The following is a 22,789-nucleotide window of genomic DNA, read 5'->3' on the forward strand; positions in this document are numbered from 1 at the left end:
GGCTGGTCGTCACTGACCTCCGGCAGGAGATCATTAGAATCATCGTGAAGGGCCTTTAGCTCAGCTGGTAGAGCGCCACGTTTACACCGTGGATGTCGTCGGTTCGATCCCGGCAGGGCCCACCGATCGCGAGGGGCGGATGCATGGCGCAGCAGGTGACCGCAGAGGCCCGTTGCCCGTGCTCGAGCGGCAACACCTACGGCGGATGCTGCGGCCCGATCATCGCTGGGGCGCCGGCGCCCACCGCGGAGCGGCTGATGCGCTCGCGGTTCACCGCGTTCGCGATCGGGGACGACGCGTACCTGCTGCGCTCCTGGCATCCGTCCACGCGTCCGGAGGACGTCGACCTCGATGACGCGACCCGCTGGCTGTGGCTGGAGATCGGAGCGACGACGGCCGGCGGACCGTTCGACAGTGAGGGGACGGTGTCGTTCGCCGCCGCGTACCGCGACGCGTCCGGCAGGGGCGAGCTCCGTGAGCGCAGCCGATTCGTCCGCGAGAGCGGTGAATGGTTCTACGTCGACGGCGACGTGGACCGACACTGAGTACATTGGACTTCGTGAACGCGAATCCCGAAAGCCAGCGCGCCCTGCTCGACATCGCCGATCTCGACCTGCGGATCGCGCGGGCCGCGAAGGCCGCGAAGAACCCTTCCCAGGGCGCCCGCATCTCCGAGCTCGCCGCGCAGCGGCAGGAGCAGCTGCGCGAGCTGACCGCACTCGCCGGTGTGCGGGACGATGCGCAGACGGAGCTCTCCCGGGTCGAGTCGGATGTCGCGCTCGCGGAGCAGCGTCGTGATCGCGACGCGGCGAGGCTGACGACCGTCACCAGCCCCAAGGACGCTGTCGCCCTCGAGCAGGAGATCGCCAGCCTCGGCCAGCGTCTCAGTGCGCTCGAGGACGTCCAGCTGGAGCGCATGAGCGCTGTCGAGGAGGCGGATGCCGCAGTCGCGGCGCAGCAGGCTCTGATCGACGCGACCAGCGCGGAGGGTGGCGAGCTCACGCGCCAGGCCAAGGCGGATATGGCCGCTGCCGAGGCCGAAGGAGAGCAGCTCGCCCGGGACCGGGCTGCTGTCGCAGCGGGCATCCCCGCCGATCTGCTGGCGGACTACGACCGCCGCGCCGTGCGCACGGCTCCGGCCGCCGCGCTGCTGCGTGCGCGCACCTGCGAGGGATGCCGGATGGTGCTGTCTGGCACGGACCTCACCGCCATCCGTCGCGAGCCGGAGGACGCCGTGGTGTCCTGCCCCGAGTGCGGCGCGATCCTGGTGCGCACCGACGAGTCAGGCCTCTGAGCGCCGGTCCGGCCGCCGGCCGCGACGGACGTCTGCCGTCGCGGCGAGACCCCGAGTTCCGTGCGAGACCCATGCGCGCGATGTCGGACTCGTGCAGAACTCGGGATCTCACGCGGAACTCGCTCAAGTCTCGGGAACTCACTCCGCGGCAGAGGACCGTCACTGCTCCTCGTGCGTGCGCGGGTCGGCGTCGAACAGCCGCCCGTCCGGGCGTCCGAGTGCGGTGATCCGCTCGACCTCCTCCGGGCTCAGCACGACGTCGTTGGCTGCGAGGTTCTGACTCTGGTGCGCCGGGTGGGCCGCCTTCGGGATCGACACCACGCCGCGTGAGCGATGCCAGGCGAGCACGGTCTGCACGGGCGTGGCTCCGTGCGCGGCAGCGATGTCGACGATCGCCTGCTCGTCGAGGACGTCGCGGGCCCGGCCGATCGGGCTCCATGCCTCGGTGAGGATGCCGTGCTCGCGGTGGTAGGCGAGTGCCTCCTGCTGCGGGAAGTGCGGGTGCAGCTCGATCTGATTGACCACGGGGCGCACCCCGGTCGCCTGCTCGATCCGCTCGAGATGCTCCGGCAGGAAGTTCGAGACGCCGATCTGCCGGACGAGTCCTCGTTCCCTGGCGTCGATGAGGGCCTGCCAGGCCTCCACGTACAGATCGACGCTCGGGTTCGGCCAGTGGATGAGCACGAGGTCGATCTGATCGACGCCGAGACGGAACCTGCTCTCCTCCAACGCGGTGCGCGCCCGATCGGCGGCGTGATGCCGCCCGGCCAGCTTGGTCGTGATGACGAGCTCGGCAGGATCGACTGCGGCACCTGCCACGCCCCACCCGACGGCGCCCTCGTTCTCGTAGTTGAACGCCGTGTCGATCAGCCGGTAGCCGAGCTCGATGCCCTGGCGCACGGAGTCGGCACCGGACTCTCCGCGCAGGTTGTACGTGCCGAGCCCCTGAGCGGGCAGGGCGAATCCGTTGTGCGCGGTGAAGGCGGAAGAGTCGGTCATGGTGGCTCCCTCTGTCAGTGGTCGACCTGGCGCTTGTCCTCCACGCTAGACGCTGGTGCAGCGGTGTCGCCGGTCTGGCGTAACGTCGAGACGTGAACCGAACGGAAGCGACGGATCGGCGTGCTGCGGCCGTGGTGCTCGGACGCGACGCCGGCGGTTCCTGGATGCTCGTGCACTGCGACGAGGAGGGAGCCGAGTTCTCCCGCGAGAGCTGCGCATTCGACGAGCTGAACGCCGTCGTGGCGCGCATAGAACGGGGCACACCGCTCTGGATCGTGCGTACGCTGCGCGAGATCTATCCACCGTTGCTGGGGGCCGGCATCCGGCTGCGCCGCGCGCACGATCTGCTGCTGTGCCACGCCATCCTGCGCGACACGGCCGCGCTGGCGCAGCCGGTGCCTGCATCCGCTCGCTGGACACGCACAGACGCGGCCGAGCCTCGGCCGCAGGCGCTGTTCGAGGTGGACGCCGGGACCGATCAGGACGACGGGATCGACGAGCTGCTCGCCGAATGGGCTCGCCAGCGCGCCGCTCTCCGCCGCGCCCCGGATGCCCGGCTCGAACTGCTCTGCAGGGCGGAGTCGACCGGGGCGCTGATCGCCGAGGAGATGACGGCCGCGGGTCTGCCGTGGGACGTCGCCGTGCACGAGCGGATCCTCGAGAACGCCCTCGGGCCCCGGCCGCTCACCGGCGCCCGTCCGCTGAAGATGGCACGCCTGGCCGTCGAGGTCGGAGAGCAGCTCGGTGAGCGCGACGTGCCCATAGACAGCCCGCCGCGTCTGCTGCGGTCGCTGCACCGCGCCGGCATCCTCGTGGAGTCCACGTCGCGGTGGGAGCTCGCCGAGCAGGAGCATCCTGCCGTGGCGCCGCTGCTGGCGTACAAGAAGCTCGCGCGACTGCACACGGCGAACGGCTGGGCCTGGCTGCGCGAGTGGGTGCACGAGGGACGGTTCCGGCCGATATACCTCACCGGCGGGGTCGTCACTGGCCGCTGGGCGTCCAGCGGCGGGGGAGCGCTGCAGATCCCGCGCAGCCTGCGTCCCGCCGTCCGTGCGGATGCCGGGTGGCGGTTCGTGCTCGCGGATGTCGCGCAGCTGGAGCCCCGGGTGCTCGCCGCGATGTCGCAGGACCGGGCGATGGCCATGGCGGCCCGCGGCGCCGACCTCTACGAGGGGGTCGTGCGCTCCGGCGCGGTGGCGACCAGGTCCGAGGCGAAGTACGCCGTGCTCGGCGCGATGTACGGGGCGACGACGGGCGAGAGCGGGCGCCTGGTGCCACGGCTGCGCAAGGTGTTCCCCACCGCGATGGCCCTGGTCGACCGCGCCGCGCGCATCGGCGAAGAGGGCGGCGTCGTGTCGACGCTGCTCGGCCGCAGCTCGCCGCCGCCGTCCGGCGAATGGCGCGCCACGCAGTCCCGAGCCAGCGACCCGGGCGCGGGCGGGGCCGAGGAGCGCCGAGCGCGCAGCCGGGCGCGCGACCGTGGACGCTTCACCCGCAACTTCGTCGTGCAGGGCACTGCCGCGGAGTGGTCCCTGCTGTGGCTGGCAGAGATCCGGCACCGGCTGTCCGCCCTGCCGCCCGCCGGCTCGCCGGCGCCGGCATCCGGCCCGGTCTTCCAGCGCGGCGCGCACCTCGCGTTCTTCCTGCACGACGAGGTGATCGTGCACACTCCTGCGGAGCAGGCGGATGCCGCGGCCGAGATCGTCCGCGCAGCAGCGGACGCGGCCACCGCACGACTGTTCCCCGGCTTCGACATCGACATCCCGCTCGATCTGCGCATCGCGGAGGACGCGGGCAAAGACGCCTAGAATCGAAAGGTGAACGGGTCGGCTGGACGGTCGCGTTGCGGGTGACCGCACCGAGGAACGTCCGGGCTCCACAGGGCAGGGCGGTGGGTAACACCCACCCGGAGCAATCCGCGAGACAGTGCCACAGAGAGCAGACCGCCTCGAAAGAGGTAAGGGTGAAAGGGTGGTGTAAGAGACCACCGGGGGCCGTGGTGACACGGCCCGCCAGGTAAACCTCGCCCGGAGCAAGGCCAGACAGAGGATGTTGACGCGGCTCGCCGAGTCCTCGGGTAGGCCGCTGGAGCGGCACGGCAACGTGTCGCCGAGAGAGATGACCGTCCACGGGGCGCAAGCCCCCGGACAGAACCCGGCGTACAGGCCGGCCCGTTCACCTCATACGACGAAGCCCCGGAATCCGATCGGATTCCGGGGCTTCTCACGAGGGGGTTCAGTCAGCGGCGAGCGAGGCCGCGCCGATGATGCCGGACGAGTTGCGGTGGATCGCCGGGACGATCGGGGTGTTCAGCTCGAGCAGCGGGATGAACTTCTCCGGGTGCTTCGAGACGCCGCCGCCGACCACGAACAGGTCGGGGCTGAACAGGAACTCGACGTGGCTGAAGAAGATCTGCAGCCGCGCGGACCATTCCTCCCAGGAGAGGCTCTCGCGCTCCATGGCGGAGTAGGCGGTCCACTTCTCGATCGAGTCGGTCTCGACCGAGGTGCCGCCGTACAGCAGGTGACCGAGCTCGGTGTTCGGCAGGAGCACGCCGTCGTAGAGGAACGCCGAGCCGATGCCGGTGCCGAGGGTGGCGAGGATGGTGAGGCCCTGAGCGTCGCGCGCGGCGCCGTGGCGCACCTCGGCCACGCCGGCGGCGTCCGCGTCGTTGACGAAGTGGATCTCGCGGCCGAGGCCGTCCTCGAAGAACTTCTCGGCCTCGAAGCCGATCCAGTCCTTCGAGATGTTCGCGGCGGACAGTGTCTTGCCGTGCTTGACGATCGCCGGGAACGCGACGCCGAGGGGCAGGTCAGAGTCGGCGACGCCGAGGGTGTCGAGCACCTGCTTGACGGCGTCCAGCACGTCCGCGGGGGAGGCGCCCTTCGGAGTGGGGACCCGAATACGATCGGAGTCGAGTGTGCCGTGGGAGAGGTTGACGATTCCCGCCTTGATGCCTGTGCCGCCGATGTCGACGCCGATCGCTTGTGCCATGGGCATTAGCCTAGCGAGAGCACGACGCGACGTTAGGATCGTGACAACAGCTACGAAGGGACGGAGCCATGCCCGAAGGGGATGACAAGTACTGGTACAACCTCACCACCAAGCAGGTGGAGTACGGCATGATCTCGTCGTCGTACGACCGGGTCGGCCCGTTCGACACCAAGGCTGAGGCCGAGCGCGCCCCTGAGGTCATGGTGGAGCGCTCGAACAAGTGGGCCGAGGAGGAAGCGGCCGAGAACGGCTGGGACTGACACACATGGACAAACAGCGTGATTTCGTGCTGCGGACCATCGAGGAGCGCGGCGTAAAGTTCGTGCGCCTGTGGTTCACCGACGTCATCGGCACGCTGAAGTCGGTCGCGATCGCGCCGGCAGAGGTCGAGGGCGCGTTCGCCGAGGGCATCGGCTTCGACGGCTCTGCGATCGAGGGCCTGACCCGCTCGTTCGAGTCCGATCTGCTCGCGCAGCCCGACCCGACGACCTTCCAGATCCTGCCCTGGCGCGGCGAGATCGATCCCACCGCTCGTATGTTCTGCGATCTCACGACGCCCGACGGGCAGCCCGCGGTCTCCGATCCGCGGCATGTGCTCCGGCGCACGCTCGCGAAGGCGGCGGATGCCGGGTTCACGTTCTACACGCATCCTGAGATCGAGTTCTACCTGCTGAAGTCCTCGCAGATCGGCCCGGAGGGGCCGATCCCGGCGGATTCCGCAGGCTACTTCGACAACGTTCCCGGCGGCACGGCGCACGACTTCCGCCGACGCGCGGTGCGGATGCTGGAGGATCTCGGCATCTCGGTGGAGTACAGCCACCACGAGGGCGGCCCCGGTCAGAACGAGATCGACCTCCGTTACGCCGACGCACTCACCACCGCGGACAACATCATGACGTTCCGGACCGTCGTGAAGGAGGTCGCGATCGAGCAGGGCGTGTACGCGACGTTCATGCCCAAGCCGCTCAGCGACCACCCCGGCAGCGGCATGCACACGCACATGTCCCTGTTCGAGGGCGACGTGAACGCGTTCTACGAGGAAGGCGCGCAGTACCAGCTCTCCCGCACCGGCCGGCACTTCATCGCCGGCCTGCTGCGGCATGCCAACGAGATCGCCGCGGTGACGAACCAGTTCGTCAACTCGTACAAGCGGCTGTGGAGCGGCGGCGAGGCGCCGAGCTTCGTCACCTGGGGGCACCAGAACAGGTCCGCCCTCGTCCGCGTGCCGATGTACAAGCCGAACAAGGGCCAGTCCTCGCGGGTCGAGTACCGCGGCCTGGACTCGGCGACCAACCCGTATCTGGCGTATGCGCTGATCCTCGCAGCCGGCCTGAAGGGCATCGAGGAGGAGTACGACCTGCCTCCCGAGGCCGAGGACAACGTCTGGACGCTCAGCGACGCCGAGCGCCGGGCGCTGGGCTACGAGCCGCTGCCGGCCAGCCTCGACCACGCACTGGAGTTCATGGAGGATTCCGAGCTGGTGGCCGAGACACTCGGCGAGCAGGTGTTCAACTACGTGCTGCTGAACAAGCGCAAGGAGTGGGAGGCGTACCGCGGTCAGGTCACGCCGTTCGAGCTCAAGAGCAACCTCGAGCTGCTCTGATCCATGGCCCGCCAGGACGAGTCCGTCTCGCTGTCGGCGCTCGCCCGGCTCGGCTTCGCCGAGCTGAGCACGGCCTCGGCGGCGCTGGAGGAGCTCGCGGAGCTGACCGGATCCTCGCGGGCAGCGCTCCTCCAGGGGGCGATCGCCGCCGACCCGGACGGAGCGCTGGAGGGACTGCTGCGGATCGCCCGGCGCGCGCCGGGCGATCTCGCCCCGCTTCTGAGTGATCCCGATGCGCGATCGCGCGCCTGGCGGCTGCTGGGCGCGTCCTCCGGCGTCGCGGAGTTCCTGCTGCGGCATCCGGAGCATCTCACGGTGCTGCGAGACGAGGCGACAGCCGTTCCGGACTCCCACGCGCTGCGGGAGCGGATGCTGCACGCCGTGGGTGCCCGCGACGGCGTCGCGTCCGACGGGGGGCCCGATGCCGTGATCGCTCTGCGCGTGGCGTATCGCCGTGCGCTGAGCGAGATCGCGCTCGTCGACGTGATGTCCGCCGATCCGGTCGGGCTCATCGACGAGGTCTGCGCGGCGCTGGCGGATGCCGCAGGGGCGGCGCTGGAGGGCGCACTCGCCGTCGCCAGAGCCCGCCTGGCCGAGAGCGTCCCGCTCGCCGAGGTGCAGGCCACGCGCCTCGCGATCATCGGCATGGGTAAGGCCGGAGCGCGCGAACTGAACTACATCAGCGACGTGGACGTCATCTTCGTGGCAGGCACCGCCGACGACGAGGTGCTCGCCGAGTCGCGCGCGCTCGATCACGCCACCCGCCTCGCCCGCGATGTCATGACGGTCCTCTCGGGCATGGAGGTGGAGCCCCCGCTCTGGGAGGTCGATGCCGCGCTGCGCCCGGAGGGCAAGCAGGGCGCGCTGGTGCGCTCGCTCTCCTCGCACCTGGCGTACTACGAGCGCTGGGCGAAGAGCTGGGAGTTCCAGGCGCTGCTGAAGGCCAGGCCGCTCGCCGGAGATCCGGTGCTGGGCGAGGCGTATCTCGCCGCCGTGCAGCCGCTGATCTGGTCGAGTGCCGCGCGCGACGACTTCGTCGACAGCGTGCAGCAGATGCGCGAGCGCGTCACCGCGCACATCGACCCGGCGGACGCCGCCTATCAGCTGAAACTCGGCGAGGGCGGCCTCCGCGACATCGAGTTCACCGTGCAGCTGCTGCAGTTGGTGCACGGCCTCGCAGACGAGTCGCTGCGGGTGCGCGGCACGCTCGAGGCGCTGGACGCGCTCCGCGATCGCGGGTACATCGGCCGTTCCGAGGCCGGGGTGTTCGGCGCGGATTACCGGATGCTGCGTCTGCTGGAGCATCGTCTGCAGCTGCGCGACCTGCGGCGCACGCATCTCATGCCGCGAACGGACGCCGGGCTGCGGGTGCTGGCCCGTGCCACCGGGCTCGCCGACACCGGTGAGGGCGTGTGGCAGCGCTGGGAGGCCATCCGGCGCGAAGTGCGCGAGCTCCACGTGCGGCTGTTCTATCGGCCGCTGCTCAGCGCCGTGGCTGCGCTCCCCGAGGAGGAGCGCACCCTCTCGGCGGCGCAGGCCCACGACCGTCTGGCGGCCATCGGCTTCCGCGATCCGGCCGGAGCGCTGCGGCACATCGGCGCGCTCACCGGCGGGCTGAGCCGCAAGGCGGTGGTGCAGCGATCGCTGATGCCGATCATGGTGCGCTGGTTCGCCGACGGCAGCGATCCCGACTACGGGCTGATCGCGTTCCGCCGCATCAGCGAGCGGCTCGGCGACACCCCGTGGTTCCTGCGCATGCTGCGCGATTCCGCCGGTGCGGCCGAGAGGCTCACCCGCGTGCTGTCCGGCTCGAAGTACATCGGCGAGCTGATGGAGTGGATCCCCGAATCCGTCGCCTGGCTGGACAGCGAGGGGCAGCTGCGCCCGCGCTCGGCGAAGGCTCTCGACGACGAGGCGAGGGCCATCCAGACCCGGCACGTGACGGTGGCAGATGCGGCGAAGGCCGTCCGTGCGCTGCGCCGCAGGGAGCTGCTGCGCACCGCGATGGGCGCGGTGCTGGACGTGCTCACGATCGAGGAGGTCGCGCAGGCGCTCACCGACATCACCGAGGCGGCGATCCAGGCTGCGCTTCGCGCCGTGCGGCGCGAGGTCGTTCCGCCGGAGCACGACGCGCTGGACTTCTCGGTGATCGGGATGGGACGCTTCGGCGGCGCGGAGCTGGGGTTCGGATCCGATGCGGATGTGCTGTTCGTCTACGACGCGAACGGCGTCGACCCGCACACCGCTCAGCAGCTGTCCGCGCGGATCGTCGCCGGCCTGCGGGAGCACCTCACGGATCACCGGCTGCCGCTCGAACTCGACGCCGACCTCCGGCCGGAGGGGCGCAACGGACCGCTGGTGCGCTCCTTCGACGCCTATGCGGAGTACTACCGTCGCTGGTCGCTGTCCTGGGAGGCCCAGGCGCTGCTGCGCGCACGGGGCATCGCAGGCAGCGCGAAGCTCATCGCCCGCTTCACCGAGCTCGCCGACGGCATCCGCTATCCCGAGTCGATCGGGCTGCAGGAGGTTCGCGAGATCAAGCGGATCAAGGCCAGGGTCGAGGGGGAGCGGCTCCCGCAGGGCGCTGACCCCCGCAGGCATCTGAAGCTCGGCCCCGGCACGCTCAGCGACGTGGAGTGGATGGCGCAGCTGCTGCAGCTGCAGCACGCCGCTCGTGTCCCCGGGCTGCGGACGACGTCGACGTTGGGCGCGCTCTCCGCCGCGGAGGATGCCGGGCTGCTCCCGGCGTCCGGCGTCAGTCGCCTGCGTGCGGCGTGGCTGCTGTCCAGCAGGCTGCGCTCGGCGATCACCCTGTACACCGGAAAGGCGACCGACGTGCTGCCGGCTGACCGCCGGGAGCTCGATGCGGTCGCCCGCCTGCTCGGCTATCCGGACCGATCCGCGACGCAGCTCGACGAGGAGTACCTGGGCGTCACGCGCCGCGCACGCCGGGTCTTCGAGAAGAACTTCTACGGCTGACCGAGAGGATCGTATGACGAGCTCCATCCGTGACCTGCTGCGTGCTGTGCCCGCGCTCACCGGATCTGCGCCGCCGTTCGATCCGCTCTCCGCGCCCGACGATCCCACCGAGCTGTTCGTCGCGTGGTTAGACGAGGCATTGGCGGCGGACATCGCCGAGCCGCACGCGATGACGCTGTCGACGGTCGACGCGGAGGGGCGGCCGGATGCCCGCACGCTGATCCTCAAGGACGTGGACCGGGTGGGCTGGGCGTTCGGGAGCACGCTGTCCTCGGTCAAGGGGCGTCAGCTGGCCATGCATCCGGCGGCCGCGCTGAGCTTCTGGTGGCCGGGCCAGGTGCGCGCGGTGCGCGTGCGGGGGCCGGTCGTGCAGGCTTCGACGGAGGAGTCCGCCGCCGATCTGGCGGCACGCTCCGCCGCGGCGCGGGAGGGCGTCGCCGAGGGTGACTGGGCGCTCTGGCGTGTGGTGCCCGAGCAGATCGAGTTCTGGCAGGGCGCGGCGGATCGCCGGCACCTGCGTCTGATGTACGAGAGGCGCGGCGACGGCTGGTCGCACGCCGTGGTGAACGGTGCGCAGAGAGAGGATGCAGGATGAGCGAGGGTTACGAGGTCACGCAGATCGGAGGCCTGGACGACTGGCGCGGGCACTTCGGCGGGTTCGACGAGAGCCGGTCGCGTGACGGGCGACGGGTCATCGACCACGAGCTGACCATGCAGTACATCGGCATGACGGCCAACGCGCTGGTGCCGGGGGAGGAGGCCGGGTACTGGCATTCGCACAGCCGTGTCGAGGAGCTCTACGTGTTCCTTGAGGGGCGAGGCCAGATGGGGCTCGACGACGACGTGGTCGATGTCGGACCCGGCTCGGTCGTGCGGGTCGGTCAGGGCGTTTGGCGCACATGGCGCGCGCTGCCCGACAGCCCGGGGGAGCTGCGCTGGCTCTGCATCCGTGCCGCAGGCGAGGAGCTGCCCCACCTGCCGAATGACGGCACGCGCGCTCCGGAACGGCCGATGCCGTGGTGACCGCGCTGGAGACTCTCCACGGCCGCTGGACGGGCGAGGAGGAGGTGTTCGCGACCGCATGGACACCGGCGGGGCGTGCCGAGGCCGAGCTCGTGCTCGCAGAGGGCCCAGGCGGCGCGCTGATCGTCGACTACGCCGAGACCCGCGCGGACGGTGCGATGACAGGCCACGGCGTCGTCCTCGGCGACGGCTGGTGGTGGTTCGACTCCTACGGCTTCGTTCCGTCGGCGCCCGGTACGGCCACCTGGAGCGACGGGGAGCTCGTCCTCGAACGGCGCTCGGAACGGGGCAGGAACGTCATGGTCCTGGCATCCGACGGTGAGGTCCTGACGATGCGCCTCGCCGCGGCGTCCGGCGACGGAGAGCTGCAGCCTCTCGTGTCGGGGGTCTACCGCCGGGGGTAGCCCGACGGCGCTCAGCGGTTCTTGTCGTCGCGCCAGGCGAGCCAGTCCGTCACGCGCGCGAGGTCGTAGTCAGGGCCGGAGATGCCGACCGTGAAGAGGGTCGCGCCGAGGGCGTACTGCTGCTCGACCTCGTGGAGGCTGCGGTTCCCGATCTCGGTGGAGATCTCGATCTCCGCTGTGTCCCTGCCGACCGCGCGGCCGTGGTCGGCCAGAATCGCGAGCTTCCGCTCCAGCGTGGCCGCGTCGCTGAACGAATGCCAGATGTCTGCATGCCCGGCGACGATCCGCAGCGTCTTCCTCTCACCTCCGCCGCCGATGAGCACGGGGATGTGCCGGGTCGGTGGCGGGTTGAGCTTCGCCCACCGGTTCTCGATCACGGGGAGGTCGCGGGCCAGCGCATCGAGACGGCTGCCCGCAGTGCCGAAGTCGTAGCCGTACTCGTCGTAGTCGCGCTCGAACCATCCCGACCCGGTGCCGAAGATGAAGCGCCCCTGACCACCCTTCGCGCTGATGTGATCGATCGTGCGGGCCATGTCCGCCTGCAGGTTCGCGTTCCGATAGCTGTTGCAGTTCACCAGGGCGCCGATCTCGACGCGGGTGGTCTGCTCAGCGAGAGCGGCGAGCATCGTCCACGACTCGAAGTGCATGCCGTGGGGTTCGCCGCGAAGAGGGAAGAAGTGGTCCCAGTTGAACAGCACGTCGACGCCGAGATCCTCGAGGGCGGCGGCTGTGTCTCGGAACTTCTCGTACGGCGCGTGCTGGGGCTGGATCTGCACGCCGATGCGCACAGGGCGATGTACAGCGGTCATGTGTTCCTCCAGGACGAGGATAGGCGAATGCCCCGCCTCCGAACGGGAAGCAGGGCATTCGCGAGTCAGGCGTTGATCACACGCCGTAGTACAGCTCGAACTCGTAGGGGTGGGGACGCTGTGCCATCGGCAGGATCTCCTTCTCGTACTTGTACTCGATCCAGGTGTCGATGAGCTCCTGGGTGAACACGCCCCCCTCGAGGAGGAAGTCGTGGTCCTCGCGGAGCGCCTCGAGCGAGTCCAGCAGCGAGTTGGGCACCTGCGGGATGTTCTTGGCCTCCTCCGGCGGCAGCTCGTAGAGGTCCTTGTCGATCGGCTCCATCGGCTCGATGCGGTTGCGGATGCCATCAAGGCCGGCCATCAGCTGCGCGGCGAACGCGAGGTACGGGTTGCCCGAGGCATCCGGGACGCGGAACTCGATGCGCTTGGCCTTCGGGTTCGAACCGGTCAGCGGGATGCGGATGGCGGCGGAGCGGTTGCCGGCGGAGTACGCCAGGTTCACCGGCGCCTCGAAGTGCTTCACCAGGCGGTGGTAGCTGTTCAGGGTCGGGTTCGTGAAGGCGAGCACGGCGTGCGCGTGCTTGAGCAGGCCGCCGATGTACCAGCGCGCGGTGTCGCTGAGCTGGCCGTAGCCGTTCTCGTCGAAGAACAGCGGCTTGCCGTCGAGCCACAGCGACTGGTGCGTGTGCATGCCAGAGCCGTTGTCGCCGAACAGCGGCTTCGGCATGAACGTGACCGTCTTGCCCCATTCCTCGGCGGTGTTCTTGACGATGTACTTGAACTTCAGGATGTCGTCGGCCGCGTGCACCATGGTGTCGAAGCGGTAGTTGATCTCCTGCTGGCCGGCGGTGCCCACCTCGTGGTGCGAGCGCTCCAGGTGGAAGCCGGCATCGATCAGGCGCAGGGTGATGTCGTCGCGCAGGTCCGCGGTCTTGTCGACCGGTGCGACGGGGAAGTAGCCGCCCTTGAAGGGGGTCTTGTTGCCGAGGTTGCCGCCCTCCTCCTCGCGACCGGAGTTCCACGCGGCCTCTTCGGAGTCGACCTTGTAGAAGCTCTCGCCCGAGGTGACCGAGTAGCGCACGTCATCGAAGATGTAGAACTCGGCTTCGGGAGCGAAGTACGCGGTGTCCGCGATGCCGGTGGAGGCGAGGTACTTCTCGGCCTTCTTCGCGACCTGACGCGGGTCCTTGCTGTAGATCTCACCGGTGCGCGGGTTGTAGATGTCGAACACCATGACGATCGTGCTCGCCTCGCGGAACGGGTCGATGTACGCCGTCGTCACATCGGGGATGAGCTGCATGTCGGACTCGTGGATCGACGCGAAGCCGCGGATCGAGGAGCCGTCGAAGAGCTGTCCGTCCCGGAAGAAGTCCTCGTCGACCGTGGCCGCCGGGATGTTGAAGTGCTGCTGCACACCGGGCAGGTCGGTGAAGCGGATGTCAAGGAACTTGACGTCGTTCTCCTTGATATACGCGAGCAGCTCGGACGGTTCACTGAACATGTAGCACTCCTGTGGAAGGGATTCGGGGGGCTTGGCCCACGAGGCAGATTACGGAGAGGCGGTTTCCCCGCCGTGTCTGCCGTGTTTCGAGCATGTTACAGGCGACGCCTAAACTGGAACCGTGACGGATGCTGTGAACACGTACCCCGGAGAGCGACTCGGAATGCCGCAGACGGGGCCGGGGAGCATCGCCCGCGTCGGCCGCAGGATCGGCGCACTGCTGATCGATTACGCGGCGGCGACGATCATCGCGATCGGGTTCCTGGGCTACGACCAGTTCGATCTGCCCGCCGAGGCCGGGTGGCGTCAGTTCGCGCCGATGATGGTGTTCGCCGTGCTGCAGATCCTGTTCATCCCCACCGCCGGCGGCAGCCCTGGGCACCGCATCCTGGGTTTGCGCGTGATCAGGCTGGGTGGCGGGTGGGCCGGTCTCTGGCGCCCGATCGTCCGCACGCTGCTGCTCGTCGTCGTGATCCCCGCGGTGATCTGGGATGCGGATCAGCGCGGCCTGCACGACAAGGCATCGGGTCTGGTCCTCATCCGCGCCTGACTCCGCGCTCAGTCCCTGCCGCGGTTGCGTCGGCGCGCCTCTTTCGGCGCCCTGCCGCCGAGGAATGACCGCGCAGGGTCCACGATGTACCCGCGACGCAGCGCCTCACGGCCGATGAGCATCCGGAAGCCCATCTCGTCGCGGTTGGTCAGCGTGACCTCCGCGGTGACTTCGCGGTCCACGAGCCGCACACGCAGCTTCACGACCAGGCGTGCCTCGGAGTGACCGGACGAGCTGCGCACCTCGCGGCGGTCGTGTACGGGGTACTCGGCGAGCACCGCGTCCTCGGCGGTGTCCTGCCAGGGGTTCACACGGAAGCGCACCCAGTCCGCGCCCTCGCGCTGGAACTCCTCGATGTCGAAGGCGTGCAGCGAAGAGGTCCGGGCGCCGGTGTCGATCTTCGCCTTGATCCACTCCACGCCGAGATCGGGCAGCCCGACCCACTCACGCCACCCCGTGAGCGTGTTTGAATGAGAAGACCGACCCATCCCTACATCCTGGCAGGAATCCCCGTTGAAGATCGCCGTCCTCTCCCGAGCGCCGCAGTCCTACTCCACCCAGCGCCTTCGCGCCGCAGCGCAGCAGCGCGGACACAACGTCAAGGTCCTGAACACCCTGCGGTTCGCGATCGACCTGACAGCGGATGAACCCGACCTCTTCTACCGGGGCAAGCAGCTCAGCGACTACGATGCGATCCTGCCGCGCATCGGGAACTCGATCACCTACTTCGGCACCGCCGTGGTGCGTCAGTTCGAGCAGATGGACGTGTACACGCCGAACACGGCGAACGGCATCTCCAGCGCCAGGGACAAGCTCCGCGCGAACCAGATCCTGTCTCGGCACAACATCGCGATGCCTGCGACGGCGTTCGTGCGCAACCGCGCCGACGTGCGCCCGGCGATCGAGCGGGTCGGCGGCGCTCCGGTCGTGATCAAGCTGCTGGAGGGGACCCAGGGGATCGGCGTGATCCTCGCGCCGCAGGTGAAGGTCGCCGAGGCGATCATCGAGACACTGCACTCCACCAAGCAGAACGTGCTGATCCAGAAGTTCATCGCCGAGTCGCGCGGTCGCGACATCCGTGCGCTGGTCGTCGGTGGGCGCGTGGTCGCCGCCATGCGACGGGTCGCCGACGGCGACGAGTTCCGCTCCAACGTGCACCGGGGCGGCCGCGTGGAGCCCGTCACGCTGGATCCTATGTACGAGCAGACGGCGGTGCGCGCGGCCCAGATCATGGGCCTGCGCGTCGCCGGCGTGGACATGCTCGAGGGCGAGGACGGTCCGCTGGTCATGGAGGTCAACTCCTCCCCGGGTCTGCAGGGCATCGAGGCGGCGACCAAGTTGGACGTCGCGGGCGCCATCATCGACTACATCTCGGAGCAGGTGGCCTTCCCCGACATCGACGTCCGTCAACGCCTGAGCGTGTCCACCGGCTACGGCGTCGCCGAGCTCGTGATGCACTCGGGCGCGGAGCAGGTCGGCAAGCAGCTGGGTGACCTCGGTCTGTGGGACCGGGACATCACCGTGCTCACCCTGCACCGGGGTGTGAACGTGATCCCGAACCCGCGCAAGCACGTCGTGCTCGAGTCGGGCGACAGGCTGCTGTGCTTCGGCAAGCTCGACGAGATGCGCTCGATGATCCCGGAGCGCCCCCGGCGCCGGGCGAAGGTGCGCCGTCTGCCCAAGCAGCCGCTCGGCGAGTGACACGAGAAAGGGCCCCGTCCGCGGACGGGGCCCTTTCTCGTGAGTTGTTCGGGTCAGCGCGGACGCTGCGCGCGGGCCTTCATGGGGTCGATGCCCTTCGGGATCGGCAGTGAGGTGACCGACTGCGAGACGGACTCGATGCGCTTGATCACCGCGGCCATCGTGGCCTTGTCGATCTTCTTCGGCAGCTTCTTGATGGTCTTCGCGAGGTCCTTGATCTGCACCTCATCGTCGCCGTGCCCGACATAGAGGACGGTGACGGGCACTCCGGCGGCCACTCGCTGGGCCTTCGACCGCTCTTCGTTCACGAGGCGCGTCAGACGCCCGCGTGCGCCTTCGCCGACGACCACGACGCCACCACGGCCGACCGCGCGGTAGACGGCCTCCTGGGTCTTCGGGTTGATGCCGGCGGGAGTGTCGGAGGCCTGCCAGTTGCGACCCAGGCTGGTGGACAGCACGTGACCGCTGGCCCCGGGCATACCGTCGATCTTCTGGTACATCGCGCTCGTGGAGAGGCGGGTCATCAGCATCATCGCGCCGAGCAGACCGAGCATCAGACCGGTGATGCCCCAGAGGATGACCGCGAACACGCCGCCCGGCGGGATCAGGTACCCGAGGATCACACCGATCAGCACACCGCCGACGACGATCGCGGCCTGCGCCCAGGGGAGCCAGCCGTAGATCTCGCGCGTGAAGCGGAACAGGGACTTCAGCTGGGAGAAGAATCCGGGTCGCTTCTCGGGTGCGGAATCACGCTTTGCCATGAGGACCAGCCTACCGGTCGTCGGGGCGCCGCCGCCGCCCTGCTCTGTTCCTCCACAGGCGGGTTGGTCGGACGTTCCGTGCACAGGGCCGGGATTCCGACGTCCGCGTCCGCTCCCGCTGCGCTGGGATGGGCGGATGACCGAGAACACATCGTCAGACGAGCTCGTCGCCGGCGTGCACCGGAGGATCCGGATGCTGGATCCGCAGGAGGGCCCCTTCGCCGGAGAGCTGGTGGCGGACGGCGAGGAGGTGCGGATCCGTCTCGATGCCGCCGGATGCTCCGAAGATCCGTTCTGGTCGTTCAGCGGGACAGACCACGTCGCGGCGCCATTGGACCTCGTGCGAAGGGCGGACGGCACCGACGTGCTGCTGCCGTGGTGCACAGAGCGGATCTCGGCGTTCCTCGGACGTCGCACCGCGGCGGAGCAGGCGCTGAGCACCGGGGAGAGCGTCACCCTGGTCGGCAGCCTGCTGCGTGGCCTGACCGAGCTGGACGGCTGCCCGCTGCCCGGTGCCTGGTGGTTGACCGACGGCGGCAGGCCGGTGTTCGTCCTGGGCACGGGGGAGCCCGCGGCCGAGGGATCGAGGGCACTCATCGCACGGGTGCGGGACGGGGCCGCGGATCGCGGCCTCGAGCGGCTCCTCGCCGACATCGAGTCGGGTCTGGCGGACCCGCGCGCCGCGCGACGGCGGATGGACCGGTGGGATGCAGAGCTGACCGAACTCGCTGCACCCCGGCCGCTGCATCGTGAGGTGTTCGCCCCGGCCGCCGCAGGCGCCGTCGTCGCGAAGCGCTTCCCGGCGGCCCTCGACGTGCCCGCTGACGAGGGAACGCGGTGGTGGACTGCGGTCTCCGGCCGAGCCGCGATGGCAGCGGAGCGCGTGCGCGGGCTGCTGCGGCGCCTGGGATCGGCCGCGCCGCGCCGGCGGCAGTCCAGAAGGATGCCGAAGCCCGAATCGGGCGCGGCGAATCCCGTCGGAGGGCGTCGCCGTCCCCTGCTGATCGGCGCCGCTGCCGCGACGGTCGTGCTGGCGGTGGGACTGCTGTGGCCGACCGGCGAGGGGGACGACCCGGCCTCCGCACAGGCCGTGGAGACGCCGGTCGCCGGCACGCCTGCTGCCGAGACCCCGAGCCCTGAGCACTCCGCACGCACCGCGACGCCACAGGACGTGCCGTCGGGCGATCCCGTGGCGGCAGTTCCGGGTCTCGTGGAGCGGATCGAACGCTGCCTGCGCGCACACGACGGGGTCTGCGCGGATGCCGTCGTCGAGGGGTCCGCGGCCGCCGTGCTCGCTGCCATCGAGCGTGCGGACACCGGTGACGCGGTCTCCCTGGTGGATTCCTACGGCGACATCGCGGTGATCCGCCGAGGCGATGTGCAGGAGGAGCAGCAGATCCTGGTGCTCCTGCGTCGGAAAGACGAATGGCTGGTCCGCGACGTCTATGCCGTCGCGGACCAGCCGGGTTCGTCCTGAGACTTACGCTCCGAGCACGGCGGCGAAGTCCGCCGCCTCGAGGCGGGTCTTGATCGCGCCCAGGAAGCGGGCGGCATCCGCACCGTCGATGATGCGGTGGTCGTACGAGATCGCGAAGTACACGTACGAGCGGACGGCGATCGCGTCGACGCCGCCGACGTTCACGACGCCGGGGCGCTTGAACACGACGCCGGTGCCGAGGATCGCGGACTGGGGCAGGAACACCAGCGGTGTGTCGAACAGCGCACCGCGCGAGCCGGTGTTGGTCACCGTGAAGGTGCCTCCGGCGAGCTCGTCCGGCTTCAGCTTGTTGTCACGCGTGCGGGCGGCGAGATCGGCGATCTCGTGAGCCAGCTGGGCGAGGTTCTTCGTGGCCGCATCGCGCACGACCGGCGTGAGCAGGCCGCGCTCGGTGTCGACCGCGATGGAGATGTTCTCGGTCGCCGGGTAGACGATGCTGTCGCCGTCGACCGTCGAGTTGATGATCGGGAACGCCTGCAGCGCCTCGGCGGCGGCCAGGGTGAAGAACGGCAGGAAGGAGAGCTTGTCGCCCGTCTTCTGCTGGAACGCCACCTTGACGCTGTCGCGGTACTGGGCGAGCGCCGTCACGTCGATCTCGACGAACGTGGTCAGCTGCGCAGTCTGCTGCATGGAGGCCACGGCGCGCTCGGCGACGACCTTGCGCAGACGCGACATCTTCTGCGTGGTGCCGCGCAGCGGCGAGACCTCGAGCGGAGCAGGAGCCGCGGCGGCCGGAGCGGCAGCGGCGGCGGGCGCCTGGGACTTGGCCTCCGCGGCCTTCAGGACGTCCTCCTTGCGGATGCGTCCGCCGACGCCAGAGCCCTGGATGCTGGCCAGGTCGACGCCCTGCTGAGCGGCGAGACGACGCACGAGCGGGGTGACGTAGACGTTGTCCGATCCCTCGGCCTGGGCGGCCGGGGCCGGCGCAGCAGCGGGAGCCGGTGCAGGAGCGGGAGCCGGCGCAGCAGGGGCCGGCGCGGGTGCTGCGGCCGGGGCGGGCGCGGTTGCCGGGGCAGGCGCCGCAGGAGCAGGCTCAGCTGCAGGAGCCGGGGCTGCTGCCGGTGCGGCAGCAGCAGGAGCACCGGAACCGACACGGGCGAGGACGGCACCCACGGCGACGGTCTCGTCCTCGGCGGCGACGATCTCCTGCAGCACGCCGGCGACCGGCGACGGGATCTCGGTGTCGACCTTGTCGGTCGAGATCTCGAGGAGTGCCTCGTCGACCTCGACGCTGTCGCCGACCTGCTTCAGCCAGCGGGTGACGGTGCCCTCGGTGACGCTCTCGCCGAGCTCGGGGAGCACGATGTCGGTGGCGTCCCCTGCGGGCGCGGGCGCTGCGGGTGCCTCGGCGGCCGGCGCCGGAGCGGGAGCTGGTGCCTCTGCGGCCGGCGCCGGAGCGGCGGGCGCGGGCGCCTCAGCAGCGGGCGCGGCGGCAGCAGCCGGGGCCTCGGCGGCGGGGGCGGCGCCGGAGCCGTCGCCGATACGGGCGAGCAGCGCGCCGATCTCGACCGTCTCGTCCTCTTCGACCAGGATCGCCTCGAGCACGCCGCTGACGGGTGCGGGGATCTCGGTGTCGACCTTGTCGGTCGAGATCTCGAGGAGGCCTTCATCAGCCTCGACGGTGTCGCCGACCTGCTTGAGCCAGCGGGTGACCGTACCCTCGGTGACGCTCTCTCCGAGAGCGGGGAGGACCACGGATGTGCTCATGTCGGAGTCTCCTTCAGGAAGTTCGTGTGGTGTTCAGCTTAGTGGCCTTGACCGCGCAGAGACAGAACGAAACTTCCACAATGCGCGAAAAAGTTTTCATAATGCGTGCAGGGGCTTACCGGCGAGAGCGAGGAAGGCCTCTCCCAGAGCCTCGCTCTGCGTGGGGTGGGCGTGGATCAGAGGAGCGATGTCCTCGGGGTGCGCCTCCCACGCGACCGCGAGCTGGCCCTCGGTGATCAGCTCGCCGACGCGGTCGCCGAGCAGGTGCACGCCAAGCACGGGACCGTCCTTCAGCCGGACGACCTTGACGAGGCCGCCCGTACCGATGATCTCGCTCTTGCCGTTGCCCGCGAGGTTGTAGTCGTACGAGACGACCTGGTCGGCGCCGTGCGCGGCCACCGCGGCCTCTTCGGTGACGCCGACGGACGCGACCTCCGGGCTGCAGTACGTGACGCGGGGGATGTTCGTCTCGGCCATCGGCGCAGGGCTGAGTCCTGCGATGCGCTCGGCGACCGCGATTCCCTGCAGGAATCCGCGGTGCGCGAGCTGCAGGCCCGGAACGATGTCGCCGACGGCCCAGAGACCGGGCACGCCGGTGCGCAGCTCCTCGTCGACGATCACGAACCCGCGGTCCATCGTGACGCCGGCCTCCGCGAAGCCGAGATCCGCGGTGGCGGGACCGCGCCCGACGGCGACCAGCAGGTAGTCGGCCTCCAGCGTCTTGCCGTCCTCGAGCGTGATGGTCACGGCATCCGCCGTCTGCGTGGCGGACTGGAACCGCACGCCCAGCGAATACGCGATGCCCCGTCGCCGGAACGCGCGCTCCAGCCCCTTGCTCAGCGCGATGTCCTCGTTCGGGACGAGGTGCGGCAGCGCCTCGACGATCGTCACCTCAGCACCGAACGAGCGCCAGACGCTGGCGAACTCGACGCCGATCACGCCGCCGCCGAGAATGAGCACCCGTGAGGGGATCTCGTCGAGGGCGAGCGCCTGCTCGCTGGTGAGGATACGGCCGCCGATCTCGAGACCAGGCAGCGATCGGCTGTACGAACCCGTCGCGAGCACGACGTCGGCGCCCACGTAGCGGTCCTCACCGACCACGACGGCGCGGTCGGTGTCCAGTCGGCCGGCGCCGCTGACCACGGTGATGCCGCGCGCCTTGATCAGACCCTCGAGACCCTTGTACTTCTTGGCGACGATTCCTTCGCGGTAGGAGCGGACGCCGGCGGCGTCGATTCCCTCCAGCGTGGCCGTCACGCCGACGGATGCCGCATCCCGGACGTGCTCGGCGACCTCGGCCGCGTGCAGCAGGGCCTTGGTGGGGATGCAGCCGCGGTGCAGGCAGGTGCCGCCGACCTTGTCCTTCTCGATCAGGGCGACCTTCTTGCCCAGCTCCGCAGCGCGTAGCGCGGCGGCGTAGCCGCCGCTGCCGCCGCCCAGGATGACGACGTCGTAGGTGTGGGTGGTCATCATGCCTCCTTGCCGGATGCTTCGGCGAACGCGATCAGCGAGCGCACGGTGGCGCCGGTCGGGCCCTTCTCCGTGAAGCCGTACGCCGCACCCTTGTGCTCGCCGGATCCGGCGATGTCCAGATGGATCCAAGGGATGCGCGGGGCGTCGGCGTCATCGGACGTACGGCCCACGAAGCGGCGCAGGAACAGCCCGGCGAACAGCGAACCGCCGGAGCGGTCGCTCATGTTCGAGTTGATCATGTCCGCGATCGGCGACTCCAGCGACTCCTCCATGTGGTCGGGGAGGGGGAGTGCCCACGCGAGCTCGTCCACGCTCTCCGCGGCGGCCAGGTACTCGGCCACCGCCTCGTCGCTGCCCATCACACCGGTGTGGCGCATCCCGAGCGCGACGATGATCGCCCCGGTGAGCGTGGCGACGTCGATGATGACGTCGGGGTTCTCGCGGCTCGCCGCGACCAGGCCGTCGGCCATCACCAGCCGGCCCTCGGCATCGGTGTTCAGCACCTCGACGGTCTGGCCGTCCAGCATCCGGAGCACATCGCCGGGGCGCGTGGCGCGGCCGGACGGCATGTTGTCCGCGATGCAGAGCCAGGCGGTGACGTGCACGGGGAGCCCGAGTGCGGCGATGGCGCGGAGCGCGGCGAGCGCCGTCGCGGCGCCGGCCATGTCGAACTTCATCCCGACCATGCTCGCGGCGGGCTTCAGGGAGAGACCGCCGGTGTCGAACGTGATCCCCTTGCCTACCAGGGCGATGTGGCGCGTCGCACCGGCGGGGGAGTAGTCCAGACGCACCAGGCGCGGCGGGCGGTCCGATCCGCGACCCACGCCGAGGATGCCGCCGTAGCCCTGCTCCTCGAGCTGCTTCTCGTCGAGCACCTCGACCGAGACGTCGAGGTGCTCGACCGCCTCGGCGGCGCTGTCGGCCAGCTGAGCGGGGCTCTGCCACTCCGCCGGGACGTTCACCAGATCCTTGATGAGGGCGACGGCCTCGGCAACGGCGACCGCACGGGCGACATCCGCGTCGCTCAGGTCGGCGTGCAGCACGAGCTCGTCCGCGCGCGAGGGCCCGCGGTCGCTGCGGTAGTCGTCGAAGCGGTAACCGCCGAGTGCGGCACCCTCGGCGGCGGCGGCCGGGTGCGCATCGGCGCCCGGGGCGAATCCGATCGAGACCCGGCTGAAGCCGGTCAGGGTGCGGGCGGCGGTCGCGACGGCGTCCCGCACCGCGGCGGCGGTCGGCTCCTTGCCGACGCTGACGACGGTGAGCGGGAGCGCGGTCACCGCGGGCAGGTGCACCCGTGCAGTGCTGCCGGCGGAGCCGCGGAAGCCGACGCCGGAGAGGAACTCCACGAGACCCGGGTAGGCCGTGAGCGCTTCTGGCGCGACCTCCGGATCCTGGATCACGAGCACTGCGGCGTCTGCAGCGCTTTCGGGGAACGTTTCGGTCGTGTGCGAGAGCGCGGGTAGCGTCATGCCTCCATCCTATTCAGGGAC

At 69.9% G+C, this 22,789-nt stretch carries 21 protein-coding genes, 1 tRNA gene and 1 other RNA gene; 14 read left to right on the forward strand and 9 right to left on the reverse strand.

Annotated elements, in window-relative coordinates; translation table 11 throughout:
* Positions 1–49 precede the first annotated feature (49 nt).
* The 3 genes from GON06_RS09735 (at position 50) to GON06_RS09745 (ending at position 1,294) form a co-directional block, all read left to right on the forward strand.
* Positions 50–122, forward strand: a tRNA-Val gene (locus GON06_RS09735).
* Between the two features lie 21 nt (positions 123–143).
* Entirely contained in the window at positions 144–545 is a 402-nt protein-coding gene (locus tag GON06_RS09740) for a YchJ family protein (RefSeq protein ID WP_157312088.1), read from the forward strand.
* Between the two features lie 14 nt (positions 546–559).
* Positions 560–1,294 carry a zinc ribbon domain-containing protein gene (locus tag GON06_RS09745; protein WP_332837360.1) on the forward strand — a complete coding sequence of 245 codons (735 nt, stop codon included), beginning with the start codon at positions 560–562 and terminating at the stop codon, positions 1,292–1,294.
* 159 nt (positions 1,295–1,453) lie between these two features.
* Here GON06_RS09745 and GON06_RS09750 read toward each other — a convergent pair whose 3' ends face one another.
* Complete coding sequence (locus GON06_RS09750) at positions 1,454–2,293, reverse strand: aldo/keto reductase (protein WP_157312090.1); 840 nt, start codon at positions 2,291–2,293, stop codon at positions 1,454–1,456.
* A 92-nt stretch (positions 2,294–2,385) separates the two neighbouring features.
* Between GON06_RS09750 and GON06_RS09755 the strand changes: the two genes are divergently transcribed.
* Together GON06_RS09755 and rnpB are read left to right on the forward strand one after the other, a co-directional pair.
* Positions 2,386–4,101 carry a bifunctional 3'-5' exonuclease/DNA polymerase gene (locus tag GON06_RS09755; RefSeq protein ID WP_332837361.1) on the forward strand — a complete coding sequence of 572 codons (1,716 nt, stop codon included), beginning with the start codon at positions 2,386–2,388 and terminating at the stop codon, positions 4,099–4,101.
* Positions 4,102–4,115: 14 nt separating this feature from the next.
* Positions 4,116–4,471, forward strand: an RNA gene (gene rnpB / locus GON06_RS09760) — RNase P RNA component class A.
* A gap of 57 nt (positions 4,472–4,528) precedes the next feature.
* Here rnpB and ppgK read toward each other — a convergent pair.
* Positions 4,529–5,287, reverse strand: coding sequence for a polyphosphate--glucose phosphotransferase (gene ppgK / locus GON06_RS09765; protein WP_157312091.1), 759 nt, complete (start codon positions 5,285–5,287; stop codon positions 4,529–4,531).
* 68 nt (positions 5,288–5,355) lie between these two features.
* Between ppgK and GON06_RS09770 the strand changes: the two genes are divergently transcribed.
* The 6 genes from GON06_RS09770 to GON06_RS09795 are packed head-to-tail and all read left to right on the forward strand — an operon-like array spanning position 5,356 to position 11,296.
* Positions 5,356–5,547, forward strand: coding sequence for an SPOR domain-containing protein (locus GON06_RS09770; protein ID WP_157312092.1), 192 nt, complete (start codon positions 5,356–5,358; stop codon positions 5,545–5,547).
* Between the two features lie 5 nt (positions 5,548–5,552).
* Positions 5,553–6,890: a type I glutamate--ammonia ligase gene (glnA, locus tag GON06_RS09775; protein WP_157312093.1), complete on the forward strand. Its 1,338-nt coding sequence runs from the start codon at positions 5,553–5,555 to the stop codon at positions 6,888–6,890.
* A gap of 3 nt (positions 6,891–6,893) precedes the next feature.
* Positions 6,894–9,869 (forward strand): bifunctional [glutamine synthetase] adenylyltransferase/[glutamine synthetase]-adenylyl-L-tyrosine phosphorylase, encoded by a 2,976-nt coding sequence (locus tag GON06_RS09780; protein ID WP_157312094.1) that lies wholly within the window; start codon positions 6,894–6,896, stop codon positions 9,867–9,869.
* A gap of 13 nt (positions 9,870–9,882) precedes the next feature.
* On the forward strand, positions 9,883–10,464 hold the full coding sequence (locus tag GON06_RS09785; protein ID WP_157312095.1) for a pyridoxine/pyridoxamine 5'-phosphate oxidase: 582 nt from the start codon (positions 9,883–9,885) through the stop codon (positions 10,462–10,464).
* Entirely contained in the window at positions 10,461–10,892 is a 432-nt protein-coding gene (locus GON06_RS09790) for a cupin domain-containing protein (protein ID WP_157312096.1), read from the forward strand. Before GON06_RS09785 ends, GON06_RS09790 begins: the two co-directional genes overlap by 4 nt.
* A complete protein-coding gene (locus GON06_RS09795; protein ID WP_157312097.1) occupies positions 10,889–11,296 on the forward strand; it encodes a DUF1579 domain-containing protein in 408 nt (135 codons plus the stop codon). Before GON06_RS09790 ends, GON06_RS09795 begins: the two co-directional genes overlap by 4 nt.
* A gap of 11 nt (positions 11,297–11,307) precedes the next feature.
* Here the strand turns inward: GON06_RS09795 and GON06_RS09800 are convergent, their stop codons facing one another.
* Entirely contained in the window at positions 11,308–12,105 is a 798-nt protein-coding gene (locus GON06_RS09800) for an LLM class F420-dependent oxidoreductase (RefSeq protein ID WP_157312098.1), read from the reverse strand.
* Between the two features lie 76 nt (positions 12,106–12,181).
* Complete coding sequence (gene glnA, locus GON06_RS09805; protein WP_157312099.1) at positions 12,182–13,606, reverse strand: type I glutamate--ammonia ligase; 1,425 nt, start codon at positions 13,604–13,606, stop codon at positions 12,182–12,184.
* 163 nt (positions 13,607–13,769) lie between these two features.
* Between glnA (GON06_RS09805) and GON06_RS09810 the strand changes: the two genes are divergently transcribed.
* Positions 13,770–14,156 carry an RDD family protein gene (locus GON06_RS09810; RefSeq protein WP_157312235.1) on the forward strand — a complete coding sequence of 129 codons (387 nt, stop codon included), beginning with the start codon at positions 13,770–13,772 and terminating at the stop codon, positions 14,154–14,156.
* Positions 14,157–14,164: 8 nt separating this feature from the next.
* Here the strand turns inward: GON06_RS09810 and GON06_RS09815 are convergent, their stop codons facing one another.
* Positions 14,165–14,644: an ATP-dependent zinc protease family protein gene (locus tag GON06_RS09815; protein ID WP_157312100.1), complete on the reverse strand. Its 480-nt coding sequence runs from the start codon at positions 14,642–14,644 to the stop codon at positions 14,165–14,167.
* 25 nt (positions 14,645–14,669) lie between these two features.
* On the opposite strand from GON06_RS09815, the gene GON06_RS09820 reads away from it, so the two are divergent.
* The gene (locus GON06_RS09820; protein WP_157312101.1) at positions 14,670–15,857 is read left to right on the forward strand and encodes a RimK family alpha-L-glutamate ligase; all 1,188 of its coding nucleotides are present in this window, start codon (positions 14,670–14,672) and stop codon (positions 15,855–15,857) included.
* Between the two features lie 53 nt (positions 15,858–15,910).
* Here GON06_RS09820 and GON06_RS09825 read toward each other — a convergent pair whose 3' ends face one another.
* Positions 15,911–16,621, reverse strand: a complete 711-nt coding sequence (locus tag GON06_RS09825) for a DUF4191 family protein (protein WP_157312102.1) — start codon at positions 16,619–16,621, stop codon at positions 15,911–15,913.
* Between the two features lie 136 nt (positions 16,622–16,757).
* Between GON06_RS09825 and GON06_RS09830 the strand changes: the two genes are divergently transcribed.
* Positions 16,758–18,098, forward strand: coding sequence for a hypothetical protein (locus tag GON06_RS09830; RefSeq protein WP_157312103.1), 1,341 nt, complete (start codon positions 16,758–16,760; stop codon positions 18,096–18,098).
* Positions 18,099–18,101: 3 nt separating this feature from the next.
* On the opposite strand, the gene sucB is transcribed toward GON06_RS09830, so the two are convergent.
* The 3 genes from sucB to GON06_RS09845 all read right to left on the reverse strand — a co-directional run bounded on the left by sucB (position 18,102) and on the right by GON06_RS09845 (position 22,768).
* The gene (sucB, locus tag GON06_RS09835) at positions 18,102–19,826 is read right to left on the reverse strand and encodes a 2-oxoglutarate dehydrogenase, E2 component, dihydrolipoamide succinyltransferase (RefSeq protein ID WP_157312104.1); all 1,725 of its coding nucleotides are present in this window, start codon (positions 19,824–19,826) and stop codon (positions 18,102–18,104) included.
* 96 nt (positions 19,827–19,922) lie between these two features.
* Positions 19,923–21,296 carry a dihydrolipoyl dehydrogenase gene (gene lpdA / locus GON06_RS09840; RefSeq protein WP_157312105.1) on the reverse strand — a complete coding sequence of 458 codons (1,374 nt, stop codon included), beginning with the start codon at positions 21,294–21,296 and terminating at the stop codon, positions 19,923–19,925.
* Positions 21,296–22,768, reverse strand: coding sequence for a leucyl aminopeptidase (locus GON06_RS09845; RefSeq protein ID WP_157312106.1), 1,473 nt, complete (start codon positions 22,766–22,768; stop codon positions 21,296–21,298). Before GON06_RS09845 ends, lpdA begins: the two co-directional genes overlap by 1 nt.
* Positions 22,769–22,789: the final 21 nt, after the last annotated feature.

This window comes from Microbacterium sp. MAH-37 (assembly GCF_009758255.1).
In the GTDB taxonomy this organism is placed as follows: Bacteria; Actinomycetota; Actinomycetes; order Actinomycetales; family Microbacteriaceae; genus Microbacterium.